Annotated in this window: 9 protein-coding genes and 1 tRNA gene; 7 read left to right on the forward strand and 3 right to left on the reverse strand. The window is 70.5% G+C overall.

What is annotated here, in order from left to right:
* Positions 1-892 (forward strand): MFS transporter (locus tag CQZ88_RS17180; protein WP_258008640.1); only part of this gene is annotated, 892 nt, incomplete at its 5' end.
* Positions 893-1048: 156 nt separating this feature from the next.
* Here CQZ88_RS17180 and CQZ88_RS17185 read toward each other — a convergent pair.
* Positions 1049-1124: transfer RNA gene (locus tag CQZ88_RS17185), tRNA-Arg, on the reverse strand.
* A 244-nt stretch (positions 1125-1368) separates the two neighbouring features.
* On the opposite strand from CQZ88_RS17185, the gene CQZ88_RS17190 reads away from it, so the two are divergent.
* Entirely contained in the window at positions 1369-3759 is a 2391-nt protein-coding gene (locus CQZ88_RS17190) for a phosphoketolase (protein WP_102800079.1), read from the forward strand.
* 79 nt (positions 3760-3838) lie between these two features.
* On the opposite strand, the gene CQZ88_RS17195 is transcribed toward CQZ88_RS17190, so the two are convergent.
* Together CQZ88_RS17195 and CQZ88_RS17200 are read right to left on the reverse strand one after the other, a co-directional pair.
* The gene (locus tag CQZ88_RS17195) at positions 3839-4549 is read right to left on the reverse strand and encodes a DUF305 domain-containing protein (protein WP_006944391.1); all 711 of its coding nucleotides are present in this window, start codon (positions 4547-4549) and stop codon (positions 3839-3841) included.
* Position 4550: 1 nt separating this feature from the next.
* Positions 4551-5384, reverse strand: a complete 834-nt coding sequence (locus tag CQZ88_RS17200; RefSeq protein ID WP_102800080.1) for a DUF3105 domain-containing protein — start codon at positions 5382-5384, stop codon at positions 4551-4553.
* A 180-nt stretch (positions 5385-5564) separates the two neighbouring features.
* On the opposite strand from CQZ88_RS17200, the gene argS reads away from it, so the two are divergent.
* The 5 genes from argS to thrB are packed head-to-tail and all read left to right on the forward strand — an operon-like array spanning position 5565 to position 12043.
* A complete protein-coding gene (gene argS, locus CQZ88_RS17205; protein WP_102800081.1) occupies positions 5565-7247 on the forward strand; it encodes an arginine--tRNA ligase in 1683 nt (560 codons plus the stop codon).
* Positions 7244-8665 carry a diaminopimelate decarboxylase gene (gene lysA / locus CQZ88_RS17210; protein WP_102800082.1) on the forward strand — a complete coding sequence of 474 codons (1422 nt, stop codon included), beginning with the start codon at positions 7244-7246 and terminating at the stop codon, positions 8663-8665. Before argS ends, lysA begins: the two co-directional genes overlap by 4 nt.
* Complete coding sequence (locus CQZ88_RS17215) at positions 8662-9987, forward strand: homoserine dehydrogenase (protein ID WP_006944383.1); 1326 nt, start codon at positions 8662-8664, stop codon at positions 9985-9987. The genes lysA and CQZ88_RS17215 overlap by 4 nt, the downstream gene beginning before the upstream one ends.
* Entirely contained in the window at positions 9984-11078 is a 1095-nt protein-coding gene (gene thrC, locus CQZ88_RS17220) for a threonine synthase (RefSeq protein WP_006944382.1), read from the forward strand. The genes CQZ88_RS17215 and thrC overlap by 4 nt, the downstream gene beginning before the upstream one ends.
* Positions 11079-11113: 35 nt before the next feature.
* Positions 11114-12043, forward strand: a complete 930-nt coding sequence (thrB, locus tag CQZ88_RS17225) for a homoserine kinase (RefSeq protein WP_029542933.1) — start codon at positions 11114-11116, stop codon at positions 12041-12043.
* Positions 12044-12567 lie beyond the last annotated feature (524 nt).

The following is a 12567-nucleotide window of genomic DNA, read 5'->3' on the forward strand; positions in this document are numbered from 1 at the left end:
CGTGACTTTCGCGCAGTCCCCGGGGCTGCTTGCCGTCGGTGTCGTTTTGGCCGGCAGCGCCGGTGGCTGGGTCTGGGCGCCTTACTCCGACATCGTGACCCGATCGGTGCCCTCGCGGCAGCAGCCCCGAGCGTTGGCGATCATCACCACCGGCACCAGCGGCGGACTGGTGCTGCTGGGCGCGCTGGCCGTCCTGGCTGCGGTGGGCTCGTGGCGCCTGGTGTGGGTCGGCATCGCCCTCGCTGCCGTGGCCGCCGCACTCGTGAACCTGCGCCTGGTGCCGCGGACCGGGTCGGCCCCACGTCCGGAGGGGCGAGCCGGTGCCTCCTCGCTGGTGGCAGCGCTTCGGGTCCCGGCAGCCTACTCCGTTGTCTACTTCGCGGTCGTGGTCGTCTACTTCACCTATGCCGCCGACGTCCTGGACAGCGGCACCTTCCCGGCGGCGGCCGTCCCGGCTCTCTACGCGGCCCTCGGTCTCACCGGCATGGTGGGGGTGGCGACCGGAACCCTCGCGCAGCGACTGGGCAGCGTCCGGGTCGCCGCGCTGTGCCTCGCAACGGTCGGTGCGGCGCTGGTGCTGCTCGGGCTGGCCGGTGGCTCCGTAGCCACGACCGCACCCTCGACGGGCATCTTCGGCATGGGGTACATGACAGGATCCGCGGTGCTCGCGGTCTGGACCGCCGAGCTGGTACCCGAGCGCGCCGGTGCGGCGTTCACAGCCTGCCTGGTCGTGGGAGCCCTCAGCTCGGTCGCAGCACGCCGGTGCCGCGATACCCGCCCTCGGTCTGGGGTCGCTGCTCTCGTCACCGCGGCGGTGTCACTGCTCAGCGCGGTGGCGCTGATGCTGTACGGGTTCTCGCACGGGGCGGCAGTCGGTGACATCGGACGATGAACACAGAATCTCTGGGCGTGGACGATGCGCACATCCTGCTTCGTGACGAGTCCGCGTTTCACAACACCTGGTCTCAACGTCCTGCCGCTCTGCGCCAGGTCCGGGCCGCAGAACGGGAACGGCCCCGCGTCGCACTGCGACGCGGGGCCGTTCCCGTGGTGCCCTCGGCAGGATTCGAACCTGCGACTTCTTGCTCCGGAGGCAAGCGCTCTATCCCCTGAGCTACGAGGGCGTTCCGGACTCCACCGGTTGCTCGGTGGGGCGGGAGTTAGCGTAGCGCATTGTCGGCGATACGCCACATCGCCTGGTCGGAGGGGGTTTCTCCGGCGCTCGTCGGGTATCCGGCAGGCACGGATGCGCCGTCCGGGAGGAACTCTTCGGCGAGTGTTTCCCGGAACGGCCGGCGTGGGCCACCCGCCCGGGGCAGGCTCGAACCCGAGACCGGACCACACCGCACCCGCAGGAGAGGACCGTACGTGGACGCAGAATCCGACACGGCAACTCGGACCGGACCGCTGAGCTCCGAGGAGCTCGCCGCGCTCGACACCTGGTGGCGAGCCGCGAACTACCTGTCGGTGGGGCAGATCTACCTCATGGGCAACCCCCTGCTGCGCGAGCCGTTGCGTCCCGAGCACATCAAGCCCCGGCTGCTCGGACACTGGGGCACCACCCCGGGGCTGAACTTCGTCTACGCCCACCTCAACCGGGCCATCGTCGCCCGCGAGCTGGACATGATGTACGTGATGGGCCCCGGCCACGGCGGGCCCGGGCCGGTCGCCGCAGCCTGGCTCGAGGGCACCTACAGCGAGATCTATCCGGACATCTCCCGCGACGCGGACGGCATGGCGCGGCTGTTCACCCAGTTCTCGTTCCCCGGGGGGATTCCCAGCCACGTCGCCCCCGAGACGCCCGGATCCATCCACGAGGGCGGCGAGCTCGGGTACGCCCTGTCGCACGCCTACGGGGCCGCGTTCGACAACCCGGACCTGATCGTCGCTGCCGTGGTGGGCGACGGCGAGGCCGAGACCGGCCCGCTGGCCACCAGCTGGCACTCCACCAAGTTCGTCGACCCGCGCCGGGACGGCGCCGTGCTGCCGATCCTGCACCTGAACGGGTACAAGATCGCCAATCCGACCGTCCTCGCCCGCATCGAACACGAGGAACTCGAGCACCTGCTCCGCGGCTACGGCCACGATCCGGTATTCGTCGAGGGCTCCGATCCCGAGCGCATGCACCAGGCGTTCGCGGCGGCCCTGGACCACTGCGTCGATGCGATCCTCGAGATCCGGCGCCGCGCCCGCCGCGACGGGGTCACCGAGCGACCGCGCTGGCCGATGATCGTGCTGCGTTCCCCGAAGGGCTGGACCGGACCGAAGGAGGTCGACGGTCTCCCGGTCGAAGGGTACTGGCGCTCGCACCAGGTGCCCTTCGCCAATGCCCGCGACGACGAAAGCCACCGCAAGATTCTCGAGGAGTGGCTGCGCAGTTACCGGCCCGAGGAACTGTTCGACGACCACGGTGCCCCCGTGCCCGCGATCCGCGACCTGCACCCGGCGGGGGAGCGGCGGATGAGCGCCAACCCCCATGCCAACGGCGGGCCGCTCGTACGAGACCTGGCGTTGCCGGACTTCCGCGACTACGCCGTGCCGGTCGAGGCGCCCGGTACCGGCAGCGTCGAATCGACCCGCGTGCTCGGTACCTTCCTGCGCGACGTCATGCGCGAGAACGCGACCACCTTCCGTGTGTTCTCCCCGGACGAGAACAACTCCAACCGGCTCGGTCCCGTCCTCGAGGCCACCGCACGCACCTGGAACGCCCGCATCCTGCCCACCGACGACCGGCTCGCCCCCGACGGGCGGGTGATGGAGATCCTGTCCGAGCACACCTGCCAGGGCTGGCTCGAGGGCTATCTGCTGACCGGCCGGCACGGCTTCTTCTCCTGCTACGAGGCCTTCGTCCACATCGTCGACTCGATGTTCAACCAGCACGCCAAGTGGCTGCGCACCACCAACGGCATCGACTGGCGCCGGCCGATCCCGTCGCTGAACTACCTGCTCACCTCGCACGTGTGGCGGCAGGACCACAACGGCTTCTCGCACCAGGACCCGGGCTTCATCGACCACGTGGTCAACAAGAAGGCCGACGTCATCCGCGTGTACCTGCCGCCGGACGCGAACACCCTGCTGTCGGTGGCCGACCACTGCCTGCGCACCCGGCAGTACGTCAACGTGATCGTCGCCGGCAAGCAACCGCAACTGCAGTACCTCGACATGGATGCGGCAATCGTGCACTGCACCAAGGGAATCGGGATCTGGGACTGGGCGGGTACCGACAAGGGGGCCGAACCCGACGTGGTGCTCGGCTGCGCCGGCGACGTGCCCACCATGGAAACCCTCGCCGCCGTGGAGATCCTGCTCGAATGGTTCCCCGACCTGAAGATCCGCGTCGTGAACGTCGTGGATCTGATGCGGCTGCAGGACCACACGGAGCATCCGCACGGACTGTCGGACCGCGAATTCGACTCGCTGTTCACCACGGACAAGCCGGTGATCTTCGCCTACCACGGCTACCCGTGGCTGATCCACCGCCTGACGTACCGGCGAACCAACCACGACAACATCCATGTGCGCGGGTACAAGGAGGAGGGCACCACCACCACGCCGTTCGACATGTGCGTGCTCAACCAGATCGACCGGTTCGACCTCGCCATGGACGTCGTCGACCGGGTGCCCCGTCTGCATCCGATCTCCGCGTACGCGCGCGAGCACCTGAAGAACCGGCTGGTCGAGCACCACCAGTTCATCCGCACCCACGGGGAGGACATGCCCGACATCCGCGACTGGGAGTGGGGCCGGGCCGGACGGTAGACACCGACGGGGGACTCGGACGGTACACACCGACGGGGGACGGCCCGGTGGGCCGTCCCCCGTCCGCGGGTCCGGTCGGTCAGTTCATCGGCAGCGGCTGCGCGCCCCGCTCCGCCAGCATCGACGTCATGAGTTCCGACTCGGTGGTCTGGGTGTCGACCATCGTCTGCGCCAGGGTCCGTACCGCCGGCTGGCCCGCGTACTGCGCGCCGTACTCCATCATCGGCAGCCCGCCCTCGTGGTGGCGCAGCATCAGCTGCAGGAACAGCACGTCGAGTTCCGGGCCGGTGGCGCGGCGCAGGTTCGCCAGGTCCTCGGACGTCGCCATGCCGGGCATCCGGCCGGCGCCGCCGCCGTCGGAGTGGCTCGTGCTCCCGTGGTCGTGGCCGGACTCCTCGGTCATCCACGTCATGTAGTCACCGGTGGGCAGCAGCGGCTGCCCCCACAGCGACAGCCAGCCCTGCATCTGCCCGACCTGGTTCTGCTGGGTGGTGAGGATGTCGTACGCGAGGTTGCGCACCCGCTGGTCGCCCGACACCGTCAACGCGACGGTGGCCATCTCGATCGCCTGGCTGTGGTGGACGGTCATGTCCTGGGCGAATCCCACGTCGACGGAGCCGGCGGCCGGCGTCGCCGGCGGCGAGTCCTCGAGCGGGATGCGGGCGAGGAACCCGAGCAGGAAACCGATCGCGACGGCGGCGACGAGACCGAGGATCAGCAGCGCCCTGCGTCGGCCCGTCTCCTGGGGGGTGGGAGTCCCCTGGGCGGTGGGAGCGGAATCGTGCGTCACGTCAGCTCCCCGCCGGGGCCTGCATGTCGGCCGGCACCTGCTCGGTGCCGTCCACCGTGCCGCCGTCCATCGGCACCGCGTCCGGACCGGGGGCGGAGGGATCGAACGGCGGCGGATTGCTCGGGTCGTACGAGCCGGGCAGCGTGGAGCAGCTCGCGCCGACCTCCGGGTAGGCGTAGCGGTTCAGCCGCAGCGACGCGATGAAGTGGTCGATCCGCTCGTCGTCGGCGGCGTCCACCTTCAGCTGATGCCCCCACGACTGCAGGGCGATCGGAGCGTCGAGGCCCGGGTACGGCGACATCATCAGGTAGGACTTGCCGTCCACCTTCGCCGCGAGCGCGTCGACGCCCGCCTGGTCGACCAGGTCGGGGTTGTACGTGATCCACACCGCGCCGTGCTCGAGCGAGTGCACGGCGTTCTCGGTGCGGATCGCCTCCGGGTACACGGTGCCGGTGCACGTGGCCCAGATCGCGTCGTGCGGCCCGCCGAACGGCGGGCTCTGGTCGTACGCGACGCGCTGCGTGGACCCGATGTGCTGACCGGCGGGGTAGTCGACCGTCACGACCCCCTCGATCGCAGTCGACGGGTCCTGATTCGACTCGGACGGCGTCCACTCCGCGAGCGCCTGGGAGTCCTGGTACTTCGGGATGATGCTGGCGGCGATGACCGCGACCAGCGCGACCACCGCGACCACGCCGCCGATCAGAAGCCACGGAATCTGCCGCTGCTTGGGCAGGCCGCGACCGCCGCTCTTCTTCTGGGAGGCCTTGATCGCCTTCGCAGACTTGGCACCGGACTTCTTGCCGGAACCGCCACTTACCGAACCGCTGGGCATCGTTGGGTGCTCTTTCGACGGATGGACAACAGAGGGCGCACGACGCTCGGTCCGCGCGTGCTCTGTCAACTCTACGGGCGGGCGGCGGGCAGGCATCCCCGCGGCGGGCGGGCCGTGACCGCGACAACAGGCCGGACCGGCGTCACGCCGGGTGGGACGGAGCCAATAGGATAGAGACCCGTGACTCCTGCCGACCTTGCCGAATTGCTCCACGGAACCGCTGCGAGGGTGCTCGCCGAGCGCGACCTCGACGTGTCCGTCCTGCCCGAGACCCTGACGGTCGAGCGGCCGCGCAACCCGGAGCACGGCGACTACGCGACCAACGTCGCGATGCAGGTCGCGAAGAGGGCCGGCGTCAACCCGCGGGAACTCGCGGGCTGGCTCGCCGAGGCCCTCACCGCCGCCGACGGCATCGAGTCCGCCGAGGTGGCCGGCCCGGGCTTCCTGAACATCCGCCTCGCCGCCGACGCCCAGGGCGCGATCGTCGCCCAGGTGCTCACCGAGGGCGCCGCGTACGGCAACTCGGACGCGCTGGCCGGAACCCGCATCAACCTCGAGTTCGTCTCCGCGAACCCCACGGGGCCCATCCACCTCGGCGGCACCCGCTGGGCCGCGGTCGGCGACGCCCTCGGCCGGATCCTCACCACGCAGGGCGGCGACGTCACCCGCGAGTACTACTTCAACGACCACGGCGCCCAGATCGACCGGTTCACGCGCTCGTTGATCGCCGCGGCACAGGGGCAGCCCGCGCCGGAGGACGGCTACGCCGGCGCGTACATCGCCGACATCGCGCAGGCCGTGCTGCAGCAGCGCCCGGACGCGCTCGCGCTGCCCGAAGAGGAGCGGCACGAGGTGTTCCGCTCGATCGGCGTCGAACTGATGTTCGCGCACATCAAGCGCACCCTGCACGAGTTCGGTGTCGACTTCGACGTGTACTTCCACGAGAACTCCCTGTTCGAGTCCGGCGCCGTGGAGAAGGCCGTCGAGACACTCAAGACCTCCGGGAGCCTGTACCACCAGGACGGCGCGTGGTGGCTCAAGAGCACCGACTTCGGCGACGACAAGGACCGCGTCGTCATCAAGAGCGACGGCAACGCCGCCTACATCGCCGGTGACATCGCCTACTTCCAGGACAAGCGGTCGCGCGGCTTCGACCTGTGCATCTACATGCTCGGCGCGGACCACCACGGCTACATCGGCCGGCTCAAGGCCGCGGCCGCCGCGTTCGGCGACGACCCGGACACCGTCGAGGTGATGATCGGGCAGATGGTCAACCTCGTGCGCGGCGGGGTCGCCGTGAAGATGAGCAAGCGCGCCGGCACGGTCATCACCCTCGACGACCTCGTCGAGGCGATCGGCGTGGACGCCGCCCGCTACGCGCTGGTGCGCTCGTCGGTGGACCAGAGCATCGACATCGACCTCGAGCTGTGGGCCAGCACCACCAACGAGAACCCGGTCTACTACGTCCAGTACGCGCACGCCCGGCTCTCGTCCATCGCCCGGGGCGCCGCCGAGCTCGGTCTCGGCGCCGAGAACACCGCCGAGCTCGGTCTCGGCGCCGAGAACGCCGACCTGGCCCTGCTCACCCACGAGCGCGAGGGCGACCTGATCCGCACGATCGGCGAGTACCCGCGCGTCCTCGCCAAGGCCGCCGAACTGCGGGAACCGCACCGCGTCGCGCGGTACCTCGAGGAACTCGCCGGCACCTACCACCGCTTCTACGACTCCTGCCGCATCCTGCCGCAGGGCGACGAGGAGCCCGGCCCGCTGCACGCGGCGCGGCTCGCGCTGTGCGCGGCGACCCGTCAGGTGCTGGCCAACGGGCTCGGACTGCTCGGCGTGAGCGCCCCGGAGCGGATGTGAACGCGCACCCCGCCGGTCCCCGGCACGCCGAGATCCCGCACGCACCGGGCCTGACCGAGCGGCCCGCGAACGCCGGCGAGCTGAACCTGCTGCACCCGAACGTGTGGCCCCGCAACGCGCGGCGCGGCGACGACGGCGTCGTGACGATCGCCGGCGTGCCCGTCACCGAACTCGCGGAGAGATACGGCACCCCGCTCTTCGTCGTCGACGAGGACGACTTCCGCTCCCGGTGCCGGGACATCGCGGCCGCGTTCGGGCCGGGCGCGAAGGTGCACTACGCGTCGAAGGCGTTCCTGTGCACCGAGATCGCGCGCTGGGTCGAGCAGGAGGGCCTGTCCCTCGACGTCTCGACCGGCGGTGAGCTCGCCGTCGCGCTGCGCGCCGGCTTCCCGGCGGGGAAGATCGCCATGCACGGCAACAACAAGTCCGTGGCCGAGCTGCGGACCGCCGTCGCCGCAGGCGTCGGGCACATCGTCCTGGACTCCATGTCGGAGATCGACCTGCTCGACGCGGTCGCCGCCGAACTCGACGTCGTGCAGGACGTGCTGATCCGCGTCACGGTCGGCGTCGAGGCGCACACCCACGAGTTCATCTCCACCGCGCACGAGGACCAGAAGTTCGGGCTGTCCCTGGCCGGCGGGGTGGCCATGGCCGCGGTCCGCAAGGTGTTCGCGAGCGATCACCTGCGCCTGGTCGGCCTGCACAGCCACATCGGCTCGCAGATCTTCGACGTCGACGGGGTCGAGCTCGCCGCGCACCGGGTCATCGGCCTGCTGCGCGATGCCGTCCACGAATTCGGCGTCGACAAGACCGCGCAGATGAACATCGTCGACCTCGGCGGCGGCCTCGGCATCTCCTACGTGCCCAGCGACGACCCGCCGCCCGTGGAGGAACTCGCTGCCAAGCTGCGGCACATCGTGCAGACCGAGTCCGCACTCGCCGGCCTGCCCGAGCCGACGCTCGCGGTCGAGCCCGGACGCGCGATCGCCGGCCCCGGCACCGTGACCCTCTACGAGGTGGGCACCATCAAGGACGTCGCGGTGGGGGCTCACCAGGCACGCCGCTACATCAGCGTCGACGGCGGCATGAGCGACAACATCCGCACCTCCCTGTACCAGGCCGAGTACGAGGCCCGCCTGGTGTCGCGGTCCAGCGACGCGGAGCCCGTCGTGTCCCGCGTCGTCGGCAAGCACTGCGAGAGCGGCGACATCGTCATCCGCGACGCCTGGATGCCCGCCGACCTCGAAGCCGGCGACCTGTTGGCCGTCGCCGCGACCGGTGCATACTGCTACTCGATGTCCAGCAGGTACAACCTGCTGCCCCGGCCCGCCGTCGTGGCGGTCAAGGACGGCGCCGCCCGCGTCGTCCTGCGTCGGGAAACCGTGGAAGATCTGCTCAGCTTGGAGGTTACGGAGTGACGACCGAAGCGGTGACCAACGAACCGGGGCAGCGCCCGATCGGTGTGGCTGTGCTCGGGCACGGCACCGTCGGAGCCGAGGTCGTGCGCATCATCCGCGACGATGCCACCGATCTCGAGGCGCGCATCGGCGCGCCGCTCGAGCTGCGGGGCGTGGCCGTGCGCACCGTCCGCGACGACCGCGGCATCCCGCAGGACCTGCTCACCACGGACGCCGAGGGCCTGATCGCCCGCGACGACGTCGACATCGTGGTGGAGGTCATCGGCGGCATCGAACTGCCGCGCAAGCTCGTCCGCACGGCCCTGGACTCGGGCAAATCCGTGGTCACCGCCAACAAGGCCCTGCTCGCGGAGTACACGGGCGAGCTCGCCGAGGCCGCCGAGGCCAAGCGCGTGGACCTGTACTTCGAGGCGGCCGTCGCCGGCGCCATCCCGGTCATCCGGCCCCTCACCCAGTCCCTCGCCGGTGACAAGGTGAACCGGGTCCTCGGCATCGTCAACGGCACCACCAACTACATCCTCTCGGCCATGGACGAGACCGGCGCCGACTACGCCGAGACCCTCGCCGAGGCGGTCCGGCTCGGATACGCCGAGGCCGACCCGACGGCCGACGTCGAGGGCTTCGACGCCGCGTCCAAGGCTGCGATCCTGGCCTCGATCGCCTTCCACACCCGCGTCACCGCCGGCGACGTCTACCGCGAGGGCATCTCGAAGATCACCGCCGCCGACCTGACCACCGCGCGGGCGCTGAACTGCACCGTCAAGCTACTGGCCATCTGCGAGCGGATCACCACCGACGGCAAGGACCGGGTCTCGGCGCGCGTCTATCCGGCCTTGGTGCCGCGCGAGCATCCCCTCGCCGCCGTCAACGGTGCGTTCAACGCGGTCGTCGTCGAGGCCGAGGCATCGGGCCGTCTGATGTTCTACGGCCAGGGTGCCGGCGGTTCGCCCACCGCCTCCGCGGTGATGGGCGACCTCGTGATGGCCGCCCGCAACCGGGTGCACGGGGGCCGGGGCCCGCGCGAATCACGGTACGCCGACCTCGAGATCGCCCCGATGAGCGACATCGTCACCCGCTACTACGTCAACCTGCAGGTCGCGGACCGGGCCGGCGTGCTCTCGGCGGTGGCCGCGGAGTTCGCCAAGCGGGACGTGAGCATCGCCGCCGTGCGCCAGGAGGGCGCCGGCGACGGAGCCCGCCTGGTGGTGCTGACCCATTGCGCCACCGACAAGGCGCTGTCGGACACCGTCGCAGCGCTCGACCAACTCGAATCCGTGATCGCTGTGACCAGCGTCCTGAGACTGGAGGGATCCGCCGAATGAGCGCGCCCGAGAAGAACACCGCCACCCCCGTGCACACCCCGTGGCCGGGTCTGATCGAGGCGTACCGTGACCGGCTCCCGATCGGCGAAAACTGGAAGACCATCACCCTCCGCGAGGGCGGCACCCCGCTGCTGCCCGCGGCGCACCTGTCGGAACTGACCGGTTGCGAGGTGCACCTGAAGGTCGAGGGCCTGAACCCGACCGGCTCGTTCAAGGACCGCGGCATGACGATGGCCGTCACCGACGCCCTCGCCCGCGGCCAGCAGGCCGTGCTGTGCGCCTCCACCGGCAACACCTCCGCCTCGGCGGCCGCATACGCCGTCAAGGCCGGCATGGGCTGCGCGGTGCTCGTGCCGGACGGCAAGATCGCGATGGGCAAGCTGGCCCAGGCGGTCATGTACGGCGCGAAGATCATCCAGGTCCAGGGCAACTTCGACGACTGTCTCGAGCTCGCCCGCAAGACCACCGCCGAGTTCCCCACCATCGGGCTGGTGAACTCCGTCAACCCCGTGCGCATCGAGGGGCAGAAGACGGCGGCGTTCGAGATCGCCGACGCGCTCGGCGACGCCCCCGACGTGCACGTGCTGCCCGTCGGCAACGCCGGCAACATCACCGCCTACTGGCGCGGCTACACCGAGTACTTCGCGGACGGCCTCACCACCCGCAAGCCGCGCATGCTCGGCGTCCAGGCCGCGGGCGCGGCACCGCTGGTGCACGGCGCCCCCGTCAAGGACCCCGAGACCATCGCCACCGCCATCCGCATCGGCGCCCCGGCGTCGTGGAACGGGGCGATGACCGCCAAGGAGGAGTCCGGCGGCGCGTTCCGGGCGGCCACCGACGAGGAGATCCTCGAGGCGTACCGGCTCGTCGCCGCCACCGAAGGCGTGTTCGTCGAACCGGCGTCCGCCGCGTCGATCGCCGGTCTGCTCGCCGCCCGCAAGGAGGGCTGGCTCGATTCCGGGCTGAAGGTCGTGTGCACCGTCACCGGCAACGGCCTGAAGGATCCCGACACGGCGCTGCTCGGGATGCCGCAGGTGGAGCCGATCCCGGTCGATCCGGTCGCTGTGGCCGCGGCGCTCGAGCTGGCCTAGTGACCGCCGCGCCCTCCTCCGTTGGGAAAGACGACATGACGCAGACGCTGCCCGTAGGGATCTCCGTGACCGCCCGGGTCCCGGCCTCGAGCGCGAATCTGGGCCCCGGTTTCGATTCGCTCGGGCTGGCCGTCGGGTTGTACGACGAGATCACGGTCACCACAACCGCATCGGGCCTCGAGGTGCGCGTCGAGGGCGAGGGCGCCGAAGAGGTGCCGTGGGGACCGTCGCACCTGGTGGTGCGGGCGGTCGAGCGTGGCCTCGAGGCCGCCGGAGTGTGGGCCGACGGCCTGGACGTGTTGTGCCGCAACGTTATTCCGCACTCGCGCGGCCTCGGCTCCTCGGCCTCGGCGGTCGTCGGAGGCCTGGCGGCCGCCAACGGGCTGGTGCGCAAGGTGGCTCCGGAGCGCGTGCTCGACGAGGCGCAGCTCGTCCAGCTCGCCTCCGAATTCGAGGGCCACCCGGACAATGCCTCCGCCAGCATCCTCGGCGGCGCGGTCGTGTCGTGGAGCGAGTCGGTCGTCGGCGACGAACAGCGCACCTACCGCGCGGTGCCCCTCACGGTCCACCCGGCGATCCGGGTCGTCGTGCTGGTGCCGTCGTCGCGCTCGTCCACCGCGCACACCCGCGGGCTGCTCCCCGATCTGGTGCCGCACCGCGACGCGGCGTTCAACGTCAGCCGCGCGGCGCTGGCCGTCGTCGCCCTCACCGAGCGGCCGGACCTGCTGATGCCGGCGACGGAGGACCTGCTGCACCAGGCGCAGCGCGCCCCGGCCCTGCCGCTGACCACCAAGTGGATCGCCGCCCTGCGCGCGGCGGGCATTCCCGCCGCGGTCTCCGGTGCCGGCCCCACGGTCCTCGCCCTCACGACCGAGTCGTTCCCCGCGGACCTGCGCGCGGCCGCGGAGGCCGACGACATGACCGTGCTCGAACTCGACGTCGCGGACGGCGTGCAGGTCGTGTGAGCGAGCCCGAACCTCTCGAGTCGGGCGCGAACCCCCGGGCGACGCGCCCGGGGGCTTCTTCTTGCTCAACGTACAGTTCGTCGCTATTCTGTGCTTAGTCCGCACGTCGTGCGTTTCAGTCGCTGGCTTTTCCAGGGCATTCACTCCAGATCCATCGGGGCGATCGATCCTGGATCGATCCTCACCTGACCTCGTTTCGGGGAGATGGACCGACCGCACCTGCCGGAGGATGGCGTGATGGCGGACGTGCCGACCGTTCGATCCGTGAACACGTACGGCAATCCCAGATCGACGCAAGATCTGCGGAACGAACCCTCGACTCTGCGTGGCGCGAGTGAGGGAAGGAAAGGATCTCCGTGACAGATACGGACCTGATCGCTACGCCTGTTCTCGATACCACGGATTCGTCCGCGGGAGCGCAGGCCACCGATCCTGCACAGACTGCACCGCGTGCCGGTGGGCGGCGTGGCGCCGGTCTCTCCGGCATGGTGCTGGCCGAGCTGCGGACTCTCGCGGCCGAACTC

It is taken from the genome of Rhodococcus sp. ENV425, assembly GCF_002887785.1.
Classification (GTDB): domain Bacteria; phylum Actinomycetota; class Actinomycetes; order Mycobacteriales; family Mycobacteriaceae; genus Rhodococcus; species Rhodococcus aetherivorans.